The organism is Halorubrum shenae (assembly GCF_051194165.1).
GTDB lineage: Archaea > Halobacteriota > Halobacteria > Halobacteriales > Haloferacaceae > Halorubrum.
In genome coordinates this window covers 305,527-323,338 of the sequence record NZ_JBLZNI010000002.1, presented here as the reverse complement: position 1 = coordinate 323,338, position 17,812 = coordinate 305,527, and the positions used below count along the sequence as shown (strand labels likewise).

General features: G+C 64.8%; 15 protein-coding genes. 7 read left to right on the top strand and 8 right to left on the bottom strand.

What is annotated here, in order from left to right; all coding sequences use genetic code 11:
- Positions 1–44: 44 nt before the first annotated feature.
- Genes ACNS88_RS04405 through ACNS88_RS04380 form a run of 6 tightly spaced genes read right to left on the bottom strand, consistent with a single transcriptional unit; the run spans position 45 to position 6,560 of the window.
- Positions 45–899 carry an SDR family NAD(P)-dependent oxidoreductase gene (locus ACNS88_RS04405; RefSeq protein WP_435094286.1) on the bottom strand — a complete coding sequence of 285 codons (855 nt, stop codon included), beginning with the start codon at positions 897–899 and terminating at the stop codon, positions 45–47.
- Positions 900–957: 58 nt separating this feature from the next.
- Entirely contained in the window at positions 958–2,106 is a 1,149-nt protein-coding gene (dgoD, locus tag ACNS88_RS04400; protein WP_435094284.1) for a galactonate dehydratase, read from the bottom strand.
- Between the two features lie 6 nt (positions 2,107–2,112).
- Positions 2,113–3,234: an ABC transporter ATP-binding protein gene (locus ACNS88_RS04395; protein ID WP_435094282.1), complete on the bottom strand. Its 1,122-nt coding sequence runs from the start codon at positions 3,232–3,234 to the stop codon at positions 2,113–2,115.
- 2 nt (positions 3,235–3,236) lie between these two features.
- A complete protein-coding gene (locus tag ACNS88_RS04390; protein WP_435094280.1) occupies positions 3,237–4,073 on the bottom strand; it encodes a carbohydrate ABC transporter permease in 837 nt (278 codons plus the stop codon).
- Positions 4,073–5,143 carry a carbohydrate ABC transporter permease gene (locus ACNS88_RS04385; RefSeq protein WP_435094278.1) on the bottom strand — a complete coding sequence of 357 codons (1,071 nt, stop codon included), beginning with the start codon at positions 5,141–5,143 and terminating at the stop codon, positions 4,073–4,075. Before ACNS88_RS04385 ends, ACNS88_RS04390 begins: the two co-directional genes overlap by 1 nt.
- A 19-nt stretch (positions 5,144–5,162) precedes the next feature.
- Positions 5,163–6,560, bottom strand: a complete 1,398-nt coding sequence (locus ACNS88_RS04380) for an ABC transporter substrate-binding protein (RefSeq protein ID WP_435094276.1) — start codon at positions 6,558–6,560, stop codon at positions 5,163–5,165.
- Between the two features lie 279 nt (positions 6,561–6,839).
- On the opposite strand from ACNS88_RS04380, the gene ACNS88_RS04375 reads away from it, so the two are divergent.
- Entirely contained in the window at positions 6,840–7,586 is a 747-nt protein-coding gene (locus ACNS88_RS04375; protein ID WP_435094274.1) for an IclR family transcriptional regulator, read from the top strand.
- Between the two features lie 60 nt (positions 7,587–7,646).
- A complete protein-coding gene (locus ACNS88_RS04370; protein ID WP_435094271.1) occupies positions 7,647–8,285 on the top strand; it encodes a bifunctional 4-hydroxy-2-oxoglutarate aldolase/2-dehydro-3-deoxy-phosphogluconate aldolase in 639 nt (212 codons plus the stop codon).
- Between the two features lie 108 nt (positions 8,286–8,393).
- Here ACNS88_RS04370 and ACNS88_RS04365 read toward each other — a convergent pair whose 3' ends face one another.
- Positions 8,394–9,308 carry a serine/threonine-protein kinase RIO2 gene (locus ACNS88_RS04365; protein WP_435094269.1) on the bottom strand — a complete coding sequence of 305 codons (915 nt, stop codon included), beginning with the start codon at positions 9,306–9,308 and terminating at the stop codon, positions 8,394–8,396.
- Between the two features lie 253 nt (positions 9,309–9,561).
- Between ACNS88_RS04365 and acnA the strand changes: the two genes are divergently transcribed.
- Positions 9,562–12,321 (top strand): aconitate hydratase AcnA, encoded by a 2,760-nt coding sequence (gene acnA / locus ACNS88_RS04360; RefSeq protein ID WP_435094267.1) that lies wholly within the window; start codon positions 9,562–9,564, stop codon positions 12,319–12,321.
- Positions 12,322–12,708: 387 nt separating this feature from the next.
- Here acnA and ACNS88_RS04355 read toward each other — a convergent pair whose 3' ends face one another.
- Entirely contained in the window at positions 12,709–14,307 is a 1,599-nt protein-coding gene (locus ACNS88_RS04355; RefSeq protein WP_435094265.1) for an aldehyde dehydrogenase family protein, read from the bottom strand.
- Between the two features lie 180 nt (positions 14,308–14,487).
- Here ACNS88_RS04355 and ACNS88_RS04350 point away from each other — a divergent pair, with 180 nt between their 5' ends.
- From ACNS88_RS04350 to ACNS88_RS04335, 4 genes are all read left to right on the top strand, one after another.
- The gene (locus tag ACNS88_RS04350) at positions 14,488–15,372 is read left to right on the top strand and encodes a lipoate--protein ligase family protein (protein ID WP_435094263.1); all 885 of its coding nucleotides are present in this window, start codon (positions 14,488–14,490) and stop codon (positions 15,370–15,372) included.
- A gap of 132 nt (positions 15,373–15,504) precedes the next feature.
- On the top strand, positions 15,505–16,341 hold the full coding sequence (locus tag ACNS88_RS04345; protein ID WP_435094261.1) for a deoxyribonuclease IV: 837 nt from the start codon (positions 15,505–15,507) through the stop codon (positions 16,339–16,341).
- Positions 16,342–16,460: 119 nt separating this feature from the next.
- Complete coding sequence (locus ACNS88_RS04340) at positions 16,461–16,931, top strand: hypothetical protein (protein WP_435094259.1); 471 nt, start codon at positions 16,461–16,463, stop codon at positions 16,929–16,931.
- Between the two features lie 73 nt (positions 16,932–17,004).
- Entirely contained in the window at positions 17,005–17,811 is an 807-nt protein-coding gene (locus tag ACNS88_RS04335) for a class I SAM-dependent methyltransferase (protein ID WP_435094257.1), read from the top strand.
- Position 17,812: the final 1 nt, after the last annotated feature.

The following is a 17,812-nucleotide window of genomic DNA, read 5'->3' as shown; positions in this document are numbered from 1 at the left end:
GAGGCGTTATAACTGCTTATAAATACTGAACAGACGCTCGTCGGCTACTCCGAGCGCTCTTGCGCCCGGTAGTCCGGGAGCGTGCCGTCCTGCATCACCGCGCCCCGCCCGCCGTCAACGAGCAGCGCGGCCCCCGTGACGAACGCGGCGTCCTCGCTCGCAAGGAAGGAGACGGCCCCGGCGACGTCGGCCGGCGTGCCGATCCGGCCGGTCGGGTGGATCGACTCGACCTCCTCGAACCGTCCCTCCGGGAGTTCCTCGCGCGTCCGCTCGATCTCCACCCAGCCGGGGACGACCGTGTTCACCCGGACGCGGGGGCCGAAGTCCACGGCGAGCGACCGCGTCATACCGTTGATCCCCGCCTTCACCGCGTTGTACGGGAAGTGCGCGGGCATCGTCGCGTACGCGTGGTTCGACGAGACGTTCACGATCGCCCCGCGGTCCATGTGCTCGAGGGCCGCGCGCGCGGCGAGCCAGTACGCCCTGAAGTCCGTCTCGACGACGAACTCCCAGTCGTCGAGCGTCGCCTTGTCGGCGGCCGTCTCCGTCTGCACGCCGGCGTTGTTCACGAGCACGTCGACGGAGCCGTAGCGCTCGACGGCCGCCTCGGCCAGCGCCGCCACGTCGTCGGGGTCGCGCATGTCCGCGCGGACGAAGGTCGCGTCGCCGGCGGGCGCGCCGTCGTGCGACTCGTCGGGGGTCAGGTCCGCGATCCGGTCGACGACGGCCTCGCCGGCCTCGGCGGTGCGGCCGCTGACGACGACGTTCGCGCCCTCGGCGACGAGGCGCTCCGCGATTCCGGCGCCGATCCCGCGCGTCGACCCCGTGACGATCGCGGTCTCGCCGGCGAATCGGCCGGGCACCGCGCGCTCGGTCGGTGACTCGTGTCGGCGGGTCATGGCTCCCCTCCGTGGGGGCGAGTCCCTCCGTGCCGGCGGGTTCCGTTCGCCATCCGGATCACCACTCCGCGACGGAGCCGTCGTCGTGGCGCCAGACCGGGTTGTGCCAGTCGACGTCGCCGCGCTGCTCTCGGACGTGCTCCTCGTCGATCTCGATCCCGAGCCCGTCGCCGCCGGGGATGTCGACGAAGCCGTCGCGGTACTCGAACACTGACGGATCGGCGAGGTAGTCCAACACGTCGCTCGTCTCGTTGTAGTGGATATCGAGTGACTGCTCCTGGATCAGCGCGTTCGGCGTGCAGGCGTCGACCTGAATGCAGGACGCGAGCGCGATCGGTCCGAGCGGGCAGTGCGGCGCGATCGACACGTCGTACGCCTCGGCCATGGACGCGATCTTCTTCATCTCGGTGATCCCCCCTGCGTGGGAGACGTCGGGCTGGATCAGATCCACGGCGTCCGTCTCGAGCACCTCCTTGAAGTCCCACCGCGAGTACATCCGCTCGCCGGTCGCGATCGGGATCGTCGTCGACTGCCGGATCCCCGAGAGCGAGTCGTTGTGCTCGGGCAACACCGGCTCCTCGATGAACATCGGGTCGTACGGCTCTAGCGCTGCCGCGAGCCGCCGCACCATCGGCTTCGACACGCGCCCGTGGAAGTCGACCCCGATGTCGACCTCGTCGCCGACCGACTCCCGGACGGCTGCGATCCGGTCGGCCGCGTCGGACACAGCGGCCGGGTTGTCGATCGGTCGCAGCTCCGCGGTGGCGTTCATTTTCAACGCCGTGAAGCCCGCGTCGACCTTGTCGCGGGCTGCGTCGCCGACGTCTGCCGGACGGTCACCACCGATCCACTGATACACGCGGATCCGGTCGCGCGCGCGACCGCCGAGCAGCTCGTGGACGGGCGCGCCGAACTGCTTGCCTTTGATGTCCCACAGCGCCTGGTCGACGCCGGCGATCGCGCTCATCAGCACGGGGCCGCCGCGATAGAAGCCGCCGCGGTACATCGCCTGCCAGTGGTCTTCGATCCGGGTCGGGTCCTCGCCGAGCAGGTAGTTGTCGAGGAGCTCCTCGACGGCGGCGACGACGGTGTGGGACCGCCCCTCGACGATCGGCTCTCCCCAACCGACGGTGCCGTCACTCGTCGTCAGCTTCAAGAATAGCCAGCGGGGCGGTACTTCGAACAGCTCGTAGTCAGTGATGTACATGATAGCTTACTCTTCAGTCGTCCCGACGACTGCAGTATCGACGGCGTCCGTTTTCGTCTTCAGCGCGTCGCCAGTGTGAGCGTCGAACAGGTAGAGCGCTGCCTCGTCGAAGTCGAACGAGACTTGCGTCTCCTCCGTCGGCCGGACCGCCGGAGCGACGCGGGCGGTGAGTTCGTGGCCGTCCATCTCCATGTAGAGGAAGTTCTCGTTCCCCATCGGCTCCACGACCGTCACCTCGGCCGTGTTTCGGCCCGACTCGACAACCGTGATGTCTTCCGGCCGGACGCCGACGCTGACGCGGTCGTGGCCCGCGACCGGTTCCGGGTCGTCGAGTTCGTAGGTGAACCCACCGGGACCTCGGAGGGTCTCCCCCTCGACGTCGGCCATGAGGAGGTTGATGCTCGGCGAACCGATGAAGTCCGCGACGAACCGGTTCACCGGCGAGCGATACACCTCTTCCGGGGGTCCGACCTGTTGGAGCACGCCGCCGTCCATCACGGCGATCCGATCGCCCATCGCCATCGCTTCTGTCTGGTCGTGGGTGACGTAGACCGTCGTCACGTCGAGGTCGGCCTGGAGTTCCTGCAGCTCGGTCCGCATGTCCGACCGGAGCTTCGCGTCGAGGTTGCTGAGCGGCTCGTCCATCAGGAACACGGACGGCTCCCGAACGATCGCCCGTCCGAGCGCCACGCGCTGCTGTTGGCCACCGGAGAGCGACTTCGGCTTCTCGTCGAGCAGCTCGCTGATGCCGAGCATCTCGGCGACGCCCTCGACCTTCTGTTCGATCTCGTCGCCGGGCAGCTTCGTCGAGAGTTTGAGCCCGAAGCCGATGTTAGCTCGGACGGTCATATGCGGGTACAGCGCATAGTTCTGGAACACCATCGCCACGTCTCGCTCGCTTGCTCGGAGGTCCGTGACGTCTTGGTCGCCGAACCGTATCGAGCCGTCCGTCACGTCCTCGAGGCCGGCGAGACAGCGGAGCGTCGTCGACTTCCCACAGCCGGACGGCCCGACTAACACGAGGAACTCGCCGTGGTTGATCTCAACGGAGAGTCCCTCCACGGCGACCACGTTCTCATTTCCAGAGTCGTACACCTTGTCCAGCTCAGTGATATTAATTCCTGACATGGTTACTCTTTAAGCGACCCCGCGAGGATGCCGCTGACGAACTGCTTTTGCAGCACTAAGAACAGCACGACCATCGGCACGATGGCGAGCGTCGCCGCCACCATGATCTGGTCGTAGTAGATCCGCTGGAATCCGGTCAGCTGTGCCAGCCCGATCGGGATCGTGTACATGTCCGCCGTCTCGAGAATCACGAGCGGGTATAAGAACAAGTCCCACTGGAACAGGAACAGGATGATCGCCAGCGCGGCCAGCGACGACCGCATCGTCGGGAGCGCGATCCGGTAGAAGATCTGGAACTCCGTCGCTCCGTCCATCTGGGCGGACTCAAGCAGCGCGTCCGGGATCGATTTCATGTTCTGCCGCATGAGGAAGATCCCGATGGGGTTCGCCGCCCACGGGAGGATAATCGCCCGGAACGTGTTGGTCCAGTCCAGCTGTGCCATCAGCAGGAACAGCGGGATGACGAGGAGCTGGATCGGCAACACGAGCGTCGCTAAGATCGTGTAGAAGATCGGCTCCTTGAACCGGAACTCGTACTTGGCGAACGCGAAGCCGGCCATCGAACACAGCACCAGCGAGAGCAGCGTGTAGATAACGGCGATGAGGACGCTGTTCCGGATCGTCCGGACGAAGTCGAGCCGCTCTTGAAGCGCCGTGAAGTTGTCGAGGAATGCCGTCCCGGGTATCAGCCGCGGCGGGAACTGCAGGAACTGCTCCTGCGGAAGCGTCGCCGCCACCAGCATCCAGTACAGGGGGACCATCATCACCACGACCATCGTGACGACGAACGCGTACGTGAGGAACCGCCAGACCGCGTCCTTCCGACGCTGGTCACGCATCAGTCCTCACCCCCGATCTTGATCTGGATGACCGAAAAGACGCTGACGACCGTCACGAAGACGACCGTGAGCGCGCTCGCGTAGCCCAAGTTGAAGTTGATGAACGCCTGTCTGTAGATGTATTGCACGATGGTGATTGTCGAGTTCGTGGGGCCGCCGCCGGTGATGACGTACGGCTCAGCGAACAGTTTGAACGTCCCGATTGTCGACAGCACGACGACGAACAGGAACACCGGCTTGAGCTGCGGGAGCGTGACGTAGCGGAACTTCTCCCACCGGTTCGCGCCGTCGATCTCGGCCGCCTCGTACAGCTGTTGCGGGATCGTCTGGAGCCCGGCGAGCAGGATGATCATGTTGTACCCGGTCCACCGCCACGTCACCGCGGCGATAATCGTGTTCCGCGCCCAGAACGCGTCGGTCAGCCACGGGACCGGTCCGAGCCCGACGCCGGCGAGGGCGTAGTTGAGGAACCCCAGCTGCTCGTTGAAAAGCAGCAGGAACACCGTCGAGTACGCCACGAGGTTCGCCGAGACGGGCAACGCGATCGCTGTGCGGAACACGCCTTTCAGTCGCAGGAACGACGCGTTCAGTGCGAGCGCGAGGGCGAGCGCCAGCCCGATCATCAGCGGGACCTGTATCACCAGGATGTACGACGTGTTGAACATCGACTGCCAGAACAGCTCGTTGCTGAGCAGGCGGGCGTAGTTCCCGAGCCCGATGAAGTCCAGCTGTGCGATCTGCGGGATCTCGAGGTACACCGGGCCGAGGTCGATCCAGAAAAGCGACCCCTGTCCGACCCCTTGGTACTCGAAGAACGAGAGGTACAGCGTGTAAAACACCGGGAACGCGAGGAACGCGCTGAACAACAGGAAGAACGGCGCGATGAATATGTACGCGACTCGCGGCAGCGTCGGCGTCGCCGCAGTCAGGTCCTGTCTGGCGAAGCGGAACCGGTCCCAGAGCGGTCGCGCCGCCCTCCTCGACCGTCTCGTCGCTCTTCCGACCGCCCCGCGAAGGCGGCGGCGGTACGCCTGCCCGACGCGATCGTCTGTTTCGTCAGAAGTGGCCATGCGATCGAGTCCTCCCGGATTACGCGAGGTCCCGATCGGTGTTCTCGGCGACCGTCTCCGCGGCCGCCTGCACGGCCTCTTCGGCCGACTGCTCCCCGTTAATCATCCGCTGGAGCTCCGTTTCGATGGCCTGCGACACCTCGGGGGTGTCCTCGGTGAACCGGTACCCGGGAGCCTCCTGTGCGACCTCGGCGAAGAGCGCCCGCGCGGGCTGTCCGTCGTAGAAGTCGAGCTCCTCGTCGAAGACCGGGTCCTCGTAGGTGGTCTCCAGCGCCGGGAAGAGCCCGTACTCGTCGTACATCGCCAGCTGCATCTCCTCGGTCGCCAGCGAGAACTCCATGTAGTCCCAGCCGCGTGCCTTCTTCTCGTCGGACACCTGGTCGGCGATCATGAGGTTGGAGCCGCCCCAGTTGGACGCTCGCGGGCCGCCCGACTCCAGCGCGGGGATCTTGAACACGCCCCAGTCGCCCGCGGTGTCGGGGAGCTCTGCGCGTAGCGTCCCCTCCATCCACGCCGCCGAGGGGAGCGACGCGATCGACGCGTCGCCGTAGGCGCTGAACCAAGCGGACGTCCATCCCTCGATGTTGGCCGCGATGTCGGCGTCGTAAATCTCCTTGATGTTGCGAGCCACGCGGAGCGACTTCTCGTTGTGGATGTTCACCTCGCCGCTCTCGAGGAAGGGCTCGCCGGAGAGCTGACGGAACTGGTACCGCCAGACGCCGGAGAGGTCACCTTCGGGGAGGTTGAGCATGTACTGCTCGTCGGGAAGCTTCTGCCCCTCTTCGATGAAGTCCGCCCACGTCTCGATGCCGTCCGGGTCGATCCCGTGTTCGTCGTACACCGACCGCCGGTAGTACACCGCCGTCGGGCCGGTGTCCCACGGGAGCGCGTAGATGTCGCCGTCGACGGTGAGCGCCTCCCACTTCCCGGAGACGAAGTCGTCTTGGATACCCGCTTCGTCAATCTCGTCGGTGAGCGGCGCGACGGAGCCCGTGTCGATGAGCGAGGGGCCGTCGACCGACTCCAGCATGGAGACCGCGGGCGCGCCGGAGCCCGAAAGCAGGTTCGTCTGGAGCCGGTCTTTCATCGCGGACCGACCGAACTCCTCGACGGCGACCGTCGCGTCGTTCTCGGACTGGTACTCCTCGGCGGTTATCATCAGCGCCCGCGCGGCGACGTCCCACCCCCACACGTTGATCTCCGACGCCATGCCGTTGCCGCCGTCGCTCTCGTCGCTGCCGTCACTTCCGTCGCTGCCGTCACTTCCGTCGCTCCCGTCGCTCCCGTCGCTCCCGTCGCCTCCACTTCCGGGATCGCCGGTTCCGATGCACCCTGCGAGTCCCGCGAGCCCCGCGAGCCCCGCGCCCTTCATGAGTCGACGTCGCCCGTATTCTGCGTAGTTTGGTTTATCAGTCATGATCGTACCTGACTATCCGTTCCTCATGCTAGAGGTATATAAAACCACTGGACAGTTGTCCTAAAAACGGCTCAGAACCGCGTTATTTGTGTTTTTACTGGCTGAACAGTGGTTCCTTTTATACATATTTTCAAATTTGTGGCGGCCTAGAGCAATTGTGCGGGTTATTCACTATTAATTTATAAAATATATATATGATGTAAATATCCGATTCGCGGCGGTGTTCTTCCATACTAAACAAGTGTTATACCGCTGTCTCTCGTACCACTCTCAGAAACGATGGGAGACACGGACACCATCACTGTTCAGGCGACGTCGACGTCCCTGCGGATCGTCGAGGAGCTGTACGAGCGTGACGGCGCCGGAGTCACCGAATTAGCCGACACGATGGACGTCTCGAAAAGCGCGGTTCACAACCACCTCTCGACGCTCTGTACGCTCGGTTACGTGAAGAACGCCGGCGGGACTTACGAGCTCACCCATCGGTTCCTGCGGATCGGGTTCGGGACGAGAGAACGGAATCCCGTCTATCGGGCGGCACATAGCGAGATACGAAAGCTGGCGCGGAACACGAACGCGGTCGCGAACCTCGTGGTTCCGGAAGACGCAGACGCCGTCTATCTACACCGAATCGGTGAGACAGACCATCCGATCGCGGTCGGCGGGAGCGTCCGGCTCCACGCGACCGCGGCGGGGAAGGCGATCCTCGCGTTCCGGTCAGCAGACGCTGTTGACGAGTACGTCACCCGCCACGGGCTCGATCGAGAGACCGACAGGACCGTCGCGGATCCGGCGACGCTCCGCTCCGAACTCAGGTCGATCAGCGACCGGAAAATCGCGTTCGACCGTGGCGAGCTCGACCCAAACTGGCAGTGCGTCGCCTCGCCAATCGTCGTCGGCGGCGACGCCGTGGGCGCGGTCAGCGTCTCCGGGCCGTCCGACGAGATGCAGGGGAAACGGCTGGAGGAGGACACGGCAGGACTCGTCTCGAGCGCCGCGAAGACGATCGAACTCGAGCTGCTGTGACGCGGCGCGGCCGAGGCCGACACGTTCCATTTTAATACCTCTCCGGGGCAGATATTCGGCATGCGAGCTGATCAACTCAAGCGGATCACGGACGGCGGAGTGATCGCGATCCTCCGCGGCGTCGACGCGAACGATACCACCTCGGTCGCGGACGCCGTCGTCGACGCCGGCGTGACGGCACTGGAGGTAACGGCGGACACGCCGAACGCGATGTCGTCGATCGAGGCGATTTCGGATCAGATCGACGACGCGCTCGTCGGCGCGGGCACCGTGCTCGACCCGGAGACGGCGCGAGCGGCCCAGCTCGCCGGTGCGGAGTTCCTCGTGACGCCGACGGTGAACCGCGAGGTCATCCGGACGGCGAACCGCTACGGGACGCCGATCGCGGTCGGGGCGTACACCCCGACTGAGGCGCTCGAGGCCTACCAGGCGGGCGCCGACGCGGTGAAAGTGTTCCCCGCGAAGACCGGCGGTCCGGACCACGTCGCGGCGATCGGCGGTCCGCTCCCGCAGATCCCCCTCGTCCCGACCGGCGGTGTCAGTGCGGAAAACGCAGGCGCGTACGTCCGGGCCGGCGCGGTCGCGGTCGGCGTCGGCGGCTCGATCGTCGACCACGAAGCGATCGCTGACGGCGCGTTCGACCAGATTACAGCGAACGCGCGGGCTGTCGTTGAGGCCGTCGAGACGGCTCGAGAGTGAGCGCGGCCGTTCATCACACATTCTCTCCACAGCCGCGTTACGGGTCCCGGAGCGGAGTGACCGACAGTTGCAACTCCACCGAACAGATTTGATATAGCTACTTACGATTTATTTCTCACCGAACGCTCGAATCGTCGTAAATGAGCCGTCGACGATCGCGTCCGCGATCCCCGGGATATCGGCGTCGCGCGGCACCTCGTGAGGGTATTTCCGGCTAAAGTACCGCAGGAGGTTCCCCACGTCGCGTTCGAGGAACTCGCGGGCGTTTTCGTGGTCGACGGGAACCGCCTGCGGCCAGTCGAAGATCGTGATCCCGCTTTCCGCGACCGCGACGTTGTGCTCAGACATGTCCGCGTGGACCCATCCGAGGTCGTAGGCGGTCACCAGCTCGCGAAGAACGAGGTCGAGAACGCCGATCGCCTGCTCGGGATCGAGTTTCGCGCGCGCGAGTTCGACGCCGTCGAACTTGTCCATCACGATGGCGTGACGGTTGTGATCGACCGGCCGTGGCACCGGCACCTCGGGGTACAGCGCCTCCATCGCCTCGTACTCGCGCTCGGCAGCCTTCCGCGCGGTGTACAGCCACGAGACGTGGTCGCGGTCGGCGGTGTACTCGCGCTCGCGGTTCACCTCGCGGAAGTTGGTGTACCCTTCGCGGTGGTATTTTAAGGCGAGCGGCTTGAACGACTGCACCTCGTAGACGTCTCCCTCCTTGCCGAACCCCAGGGGTGAGCCCACGCCGTCGATGGTTTCGCGCTCCGAGAAGGTTCGGAGGGCGAGCGCGTCGTATCCCTCGAAGGTGAGCTGATACCCCTCGTACTGGATCGTCTTCCGTTCGATCAGCTCGCGATCGAGGCACCGATCGATCCGGTAGTCGACCTCCTCGCGCGTCAGGTCGGCGTAATCGGGGATCTTGTCCCGGCGAACCCACTCGGAGAATCGCATCCCCTGCTCGACGCCCGAGAGAAGATAGAAATCCTCGGGATCGAGCTCAGCCATGTCGGCCGCGACGTTTCGAACCATACGCGCCCCTACTCCGGGGATTCCTAAAAGGGACGCGCGTTCGGTGAGCGACTATATAAATCATATACCGCGATAGCAAATATGATCTCGTGGAAGATGAGACTACAGTGCATTTAGTGGACCTGTGATGCGTGATTTCGGCCGATTCAGTGAACGTGAACTGGCTCCAGTAGAGAAATCGAAACGTCCGATTCCCATTACTCGCCATCCAGGACAAGTATAATACTAGGTCCGCTGAAATTTTAAGCTAGTAATGAATCCATTTGGGGCAATCCGCGAGTTCGAAGTCGACGGAACGACCTACAAGATGGCCGACCTTACGGTCCTTGAAGAGGAGGGCCTCTGTGATCTCAATAACCTGCCAGTCAGCATTCGTGTCCTCCTCGAATCCGTCATCCGAAACGCCGACGGAGAGGATATCACTGAGGACGATATCCGGGACCTCGCTGGGTGGCAGCCGGACGTGGCCGACGCCGACATCCCGTTTCAGCCCTCACGGGTCGTCCTCCAGGACCTCACCGGTGTTCCCGCCGTCGTGGACCTTGCCGCACTCCGGTCAGCCGCCGAACGTAAGGGTCAGAACCCGAGCCTCGTCGAGCCCGAGATCCCTATCGACCTGGTTATCGACCACAGCGTCCAAGTCGATTACTTCGGCAGCGAGGACGCCTATGAGAAGAACGTCGAACTCGAGTACGAACGCAACAGCGAACGATATCGGTCACTGAAGTGGGCGCAAAACGCCTTCGACGACTTCAGCGTCGTGCCCCCTGGAACCGGCATCGTCCACCAGGTAAACTTGGAGTACCTCGGGCAAGTCGTTCACGAGCGTGAGCAGAACGGTGAGAATTGGCTGTTCCCTGACACGCTCGTCGGGACCGACAGTCACACACCAATGATCGGTGGCATCGGTGTCGTCGGTTGGGGAGTCGGTGGCATCGAAGCCGAAGCCGCCCTACTCGGCCAGCCCATCACGATGAACCTCCCCGAGGTTGTCGGTGTCAAACTCACCGGCGAACTTCCCGAAGGGGCGACGGCGACCGACCTCGTGCTGCACGTTACCGAGCTGCTCCGGGACGTCGGCGTCGTCGACCGATTCGTGGAGTTTTATGGACCCGCTGTGGAGACGCTGACCGTCCCTGATCGGGCAACCATCGCCAATATGGCACCTGAACAGGGTTCGACCATCAGCATGTTCCCGGTCGACGAGGCCACCCTCAATTACCTCGAACTCACCGGTCGCGATCCCGACCACATCGATGTCGTCCAGCAGTACCTGGAAGAACAGGGGCTTTTCGGCGAGCAGAACCCCGAATACACTGAAGAGGTCGAGCTCGACCTCGGCGATATTGAACCTAGCCTTGCGGGGCCGAGCGAACCGGACCAGCGCATCTCAATGGGCAATATGAAGACGCACTTCCGCGAACTTGTCGAGGGTGAGGTCAACTACGGCGACGTTGACCAGAAGGCCCTTGGCCAGTGGCTCGACGACGGCGGCACCGCGCCGCCGCTTCCGAAGGCCGACGAGTTGCCCGTCGGCGACCTCAACGAGAAGTACGGGATCGAGATGCCGAATGGTCGGACAACCGAGTTCGGCCACGGCTCGATCGCGGTGAGCGCCATCACCAGCTGTACGAACACTTCCAACCCCTCCGTGATGATTGCTGCCGGGCTGCTCGCCCGGAACGCCGTCGAGGCCGGCATCGACGTCCCCCCACACGTCAAGACCAGCCTGGCCCCCGGGAGCCGGGTCGTCACCGAGTACCTTGAGGAGTCCGAGCTGCTCGACGACCTCGAGGCGCTCGGTTACCACGTCGTCGGCTACGGCTGTACGACCTGTATCGGGAACGCCGGACCGCTTCCTGACCCCGTCGAGGATGCCATCGACGAACACGACCTCTGGGCGACGAGCGTTCTCTCCGGGAACCGCAACTTCGAGGCACGTATCCACCCGAAAATCCGCGCCAACTACCTCGCCAGCCCGCCGCTAGTCGTCGCGTTCGGTCTCGCAGGCCGCATCGACATCGACATGGAAGAGGACCCACTCGGGTACGACCCCAACGGCCAGCCGGTCTACCTCGCGGACATCTGGCCTGACCAGGAGGAGATCCACGAGGTCATGACGGACAGCGTCCACAAGGAGATGTTCCAAGAGAAGTACGACGCCGTCCACAAGGGCGACGAGAACTGGAACGCCCTCGACGCGCCGACCGGCGATGTCTACGAGTGGGATGAGGAGTCCACGTACATCCGCGAGCCGCCGTTCTTCCAAGACTTCCCCATAGAGGAGCCAGGTGTAGATAACATCGAGGACGCACGCTGTCTCATGACCCTCGGTGATACCGTCACCACTGACCACATCAGCCCGGCCGGACCGTTCAGCACCGACGTGCCCGCCGGCAAGTGGCTCCAGGAGCAGGGCGTCAAGCCGCATGAGTTCAACACCTATGGCTCACGCCGGGGGAACCACGAGGTGATGATGCGGGGTACCTTCGCCAACGTCCGCATTGAAAACGAGATGCTCGACAACGTTGAGGGGGGATACACCATCCACCAGCCCACGGGTGAGGAGACGACTGTCTTCGAGGCAAATCAGCGCTACCACGAGGACGACACGCCGCTCGTGGTGCTGGCGGGCGAGGAGTTCGGCACAGGATCCAGTCGGGACTGGGCAGCAAAAGGCACCGATCTCCTCGGCGTGCGGGCAACCATCGCGGAGAGTTACGAGCGCATCTACCGGGACAATCTCGTCGGGATGGGCGTACTTCCGCTCCAGTTCGGCGAGGGCGACTCCCGGGAGTCACTTGGACTCGACGGCTCGGAGCACTACGACGTTCGCGGCCTCGACGACGGCCTCGACGTGATGGATGAACTGACCGTCGTCGCAGAGCGCGACGACGGGTCGACGGTCGAGTTCCCGGTGACCGCGCAGGTCGGGACCCCTGAAGCGGTCCGGTACGTCGAGAACGGAGGGATATTGCATTACGTCCTGCGCGGCCTCCTCAGCAAAGCGTAGCGGACTTTCGACTGGTCACTTGTGTTCTCAAAGGTATCTTAGTCGACAAATATTGTTGGAGAACTCCCTATCACGAAGTGGTCAGTGAACCGTCTGCATCGAGCGAACCAGTCTCAACTTGTGCGATTTCGACCGGCGTCCACAGTGTTGGAGGAGAGAGTCGGTTGTAGCCGTATCTCTGGTGACTCGTCGGGTTGGCACCGATCGACTACCGATTTCGAGCTTGGAGTCAAATCGATGGGCGGTATACAAAAATCGAACCGGACAGAAGGGCGCATCAATTCACCCTCCAATGTCAGAATTCGTTTGAAGAGTGGGGAACGCGCCCCACGTCGACGGATCGTCGCTCGTGGGGCGGTGACGCCGACAGCTCGCAGTTACCCCGTCTCAGGGCTGCCCGACGTCGCCGACCACGGTTCGGCTCTGCTGGCGCATGAACTGCTGGAGGTACCACGGTCCGCCCGCGAACTTCCCGGTCGTTCCGGAGTACTTCCAGCCGCCGAACGGCTGGGCCTCGACGAGCGCTCCCGTGGTAGCGCTCTGTTCACGGTTCACGTAGCACATGCCGGACTCGATCCGGTCGAACCACGTGTCGACCTCGGCTTCGTCCTCGGAGAAGAGACCGGCACAGAGCGCGTAGTCGCTGTCGTTGGACTTGGTGATCGCCTCGTCGAGACTGGAGACCGGGTGAATGGTCACGAACGGGAGGAAGTGTTCCTCCGTCGCGAGTTCGTGGTCGTGAGAGAGGTCCGTTACGACGGTCGGCTCCACGTACCGGCCGGTGGGAAGGTCTGCGTCCTCGAGGCGGCTCCCGCCACAGCGTACCGTCCCGTCGGCCGTCGCTTTCTCGCAGATGTCTTCGTAGCGCTCGAGTGCGCCGTCGTCGATCAGCGGTGAGACGATGGTCTCTTTCTGCTCCGGTTTCCCGACGACAAGCTCCTCCGTCTCCGCGACCAGCCACTCGGTGAACTCCTCGGCCACGTCCTCGTGGACGTACACGCGAGACGTCGCGGAGCACTTCTGCCCGCTGAAGGAGAACGCCCCGAACTTCACTCCCGAGACCGCCTTGGAGATGTCCGCGGTATCGGAGACGATGACGGGGTTCTTGCCGCCCAGCTCCGCGATCACCGGACCCCGCTTGTCCATCTCGCCGAACGTCCGCTGAATGTTGAGCCCGACCTCGCGAGAGCCCGTGAACACGAAGCCCGCGACGTCCTCGTGTTCGATCATCGGTTGACCGACTGCGCGGCCGCCGCCGGTAACGAGGTTCGCCACGCCGTCCGGAATTCCGGCTTCAATGAGGATATCGAAGAACGTGTGTGCCGTCAGCGGCGTGGTGCTCGCCGGCTTGACGACTGCCGTGTTTCCAGTGATCAGCGCGCCAGTCGTCATTCCGACGAGAATGGCGAACGGGAAGTTGAACGGCGAAACGACGCCGAACACGCCGTACGGCTGGAGTTCGCTGACACACCGCTGTCCGGGGGTCGGCTCGCGAAGCTCCCCGTCGTACGCGTCGTTCTCCTCGAGTTCCTTGCTGTAGTACCGGAGGAAGTCGATCGCCTCGTCCACCTCAGCGATCGCCTCAGTGCGGTTCTTCGCGTTTTCGTAGGCCATCAGCGCCGCGATATCGATCTTCCGCTCCTGCATGATGTCCGCGGCCTCGCGGAAGATGTCAGTCCGTTCTTCCCACGACGTCTCCTTCCACTCCGTGAACGCCTCGCTCGCGGCCGCGACCGCGTCGTCGACGTGACTTTCGTCGCCAGCGGCGAACTCTCCGAGAACGTGCTCGGTATCACCGGGATTCGTGACGGTGAACGTGTCGTCGGTTTCGACTTCTTTTCCGTCGATCCACAGCGGGTGGCTCTCGCCGAAATCCGAGGAGATGTCCTCGACTGCGGCCTCGTAGGCCGCATGGAATTCGTCCAGAGTCCCCGTCTCCGTGTGTTCCTGAATGGTGAGTTCGTTCTCGAACTGACTGGGTGCCATTACCTCTCAGCTACTTTCGCGCAGGCTATAAATGTGCCTCACTACTTTCGATCCTTGGGCGAGAAGTCACGAAAAGCACAACCGACGGGAGTCTGTGACGGTGATCGCCGCAGACAGCTCTGAGCACGTCGACGCCGTCCGAACGCAACCGCTTTCGGGACAGCGGGAGGAGAAGAGAGCATGACTGCGCCGACGGGCGACTGGCGGCTGATCCGGGAGGAGTCACGGCCCGGGCCGATGCAGATGGCGCTCGATGAGGTCGCGGCGGAGACGGCGGCTGCGGGCGGCCCCGCGACGGTCCGAACGTACCGGTGGGACCCGAGCTGTCTCACGCTCGGCTACCGACAGGATCCGGAGACGGTCGACTGGACGTTCTGCGAGAGCGAGGGGATCGACGTGACCCGGCGCCAGACCGGCGGCGGCGGGATCTACCACGACACGCGCGGCGACGTGGCCTACTCGATCGCCGTCCCGGCCGCAGACGTGCCGGGCGAACTGCTCGACTGCTACCACCTGCTGTGTGAGCCCGTCCTCGACGCGTTCGACCGGCTCGGGATCGACGCGGGCTACGTGGAGGCGTCGGTGCCGGAGCTGTACCACCCGGCCTGTTACCTGCGGGAGCTCCATCCGGCACACGACGTGGTCGCCGGCGGCTCCGGCGATGGCGACGATACTCGGCGAAAGATTGCCGGCAACGCGCAGTATCGGAAGCGGGACGCGGTGATCCAACACGGCTCGCTCACCTTTTCGGCCGAGGCGGAACGTCACCTCGAAACGTTCGCGGACCCGCCCGTGACACCGGCTGAGTTCCGCGACCGCGTCGTCGGGATGGACGAGCTGGCGGACATCGATCGGGAGGACGCGGTGGCGGCGGTGGAGGAAGCGCTCGTCGGGTGGATACGTGAAGGGGAAGACGACCGCGACGGCGTCGACCTCGATCGAGACGGCGCCGACCGCGACGGGTCGTGGACCGACGCGGAGCTGCGTCGGGCCGAGGAGCTCGTCGAGACGAAGTACCGCGACGACGAGTGGATCCGGACGCGACCCGGGAACAGCGACACGTAGCGACGCGAGGCGGTTTCGGGGGGCGCGTGGCGTTGCGGGGCAGTTCAGAGACGCAAGAGCGGCGCAACGGGATCGCAGGCGGGGACCGCCCGGTTCCGAAGGGGCTTTTTCGGTCGCCTCCGTGGTAGTCGTATGAGTCTCAAGGTCGGCGCGCACGTCTCAATCGCGGGCGGCGTGGACAACGCGGTCGACAATCAGGTGGAAGTCGGCGGCAACTGCGGGCAGATATTCACCCACTCGCCGCAGGTGTGGCAGAACCCGAACATCGGCGACGAGGAGGCCGATCAGTTCCGCGAGGGCACGAAACGCGACCTGGAGGGGCCCTGGGTGATCCACACCTCCTACCTCGTCAACCTCTGTACGCCGAAAGAAGGGCTCCGCGAGAAGTCGCTCGACTCGATGCAGAAGGAGGTCGACGCGGCCGACACGCTCGAGATCCCCTACGTCAACGTTCATCTCGGTGCGCACACCGGAGCAGGCGTCGAGGGGGGCCTCGACAACGCGGCGTCGGTGATCGACGAGATCGACGTACCCGACGGTGTCACTGTCCTGATCGAGAGCGACGCGGGCGCGGGCACGAAGCTCGGCGGCGAGTTCGAACACTTGGCGGGGGTCATCGACCGCACCGAGACCGACATCGACGTCTGTGTCGACACCGCCCACGCGTTCGCGGCGGGCTACGACCTCTCGACGCCCGAGGCGGTCGACGAGACGATCGCGGAGTTCGACGACGTGGTCGGGGTAGAGCATCTCAAGTACGTCCACCTCAACGATTCGAAGCACGCCTGCGGCACAAACAAAGACGAGCACGCGCACATCGGCGAGGGCCACATCGGCGAGGCGGGAATGGAGCGGTTCCTCAACCACCCGGACCTGGCGGACGTGCCGCTCGCGCTGGAGACGCCCACCGAGAACGGGAAGAGCTTCGCGTGGAACATCGACCGGGTTCGCGAGCTGCGGGCGGACTGAGTACCGGATGAACAGTACCCCGGGCGGAGTGAGCCGTCAGGGGCCGCAGAGACGTACTCGTTAAATTGTTTAGAGGTGTCCGACGCGGCTTTATATACCAGGGCCCGTGATCCACGGCTATGACCACCACGAAAGCGCTGCTCATCGGGCAGCGGCGTCGGTTAGCCCTCACGATGGTCGGGGGGTTCGCCGGCGTCGTGGCGCTGGCGCTGGCGGTCGCGGTCATCGCCGATCTCGCGGACATCCAGACCGCGACGGCGGTGACGGACCGGCTCGTCCCGCTCTTGGTGTTTTTCGCTCCGGCACCGATCGCGGCCGTCGGTGGCTACGCGCGCTGTGGCGGGCCGGCGTGTCTGACGGTGGGCGTCGTGCCCGCCCTCGTGCTCGCCGCGCTCGTCGTCGTGGGCACCGTGTTCGGCGTTCCCGGCGTGGGCGGCGGCGACGCGCCGCTCGGCGGGGTGACGATGTCGTTCGCGCTCGTCGGACTGAGCGGGGCGTTCGTCGGCTACTGCGCCGGCGTCACCGGCGCGCTTCTCGCGGATCTGGCGGGGATCGGGGGCGGTGACGACGCCGACGGCGAGAGGGACTGAGGCGGCGACGTGACTGCTGCGGGCGACGACTGAGTTCCGCACGTTTATTCTTGCCTGCGCCGAACGCGAGTGCGTGCGACGTTTCTCCGCGGAGTACCTCGAACACACACGTCGCGGGATGTGGACTGACGGCCGTGAGACCCTCGCAGACCTCGACCTACCCGGTCGCCGCCGCGTCCTCGACGCCGGCTGCGGCACCGGGGAGCTGACCCGCGTCCTCGACGCGGAGACGGATCCCGACGCGACCGTGATCGGCGTCGACGCGGATCCGGAGCTGCTGCGAGTCGCTCGCGAGGAGACCGGGCTCCCGTACGTCGTCGGCGACGCGACGCGGCTTCCGGTCCCGGACGGCGCCGTCGACCTCGTGGCCTGTCAGGCACTCCTCATCAACCTCCCCGATCCGACCGCCGCGGTCCGGGAGTTCGCCCGCGTTTCCTCGGGGCTGGTCGCCGCGATCGAGCCCGACAACGCCGACGTGACGGTCACCTCCACCGTCGACGCCGAGGAGGGCTTAGAGCGGGAGGCGCGAGAGGCGTATTTAAAAGGCGTCGACACCGACGTGGCGCTCGGCGACCGCGTCCGCGAGGCATTCGCGGCGGCGGGACTCGACGACATCCGGACCCGGCGGTACGTCCACGAGAAGCGGATCGCGGCGCCGTACGCGGAGCCGGCGCTGACAGCCGCGGCGCGGAAGGCCTCCGGATCGGGGCTGGCCGACCACCGCGAGGAGCTGATCGCGGCGACCTCCGAGACCGGATACGACGATCTCCGACAGCGCTGGCGTGAGATGGGACGGTCGGTCGTCGCCGCGATCGAGGAGGGCGAGTACGAGCGCGTCGAGCGGGTTCCCTTCGACGTGACGGTGGGCCGGGTCGCCTGAC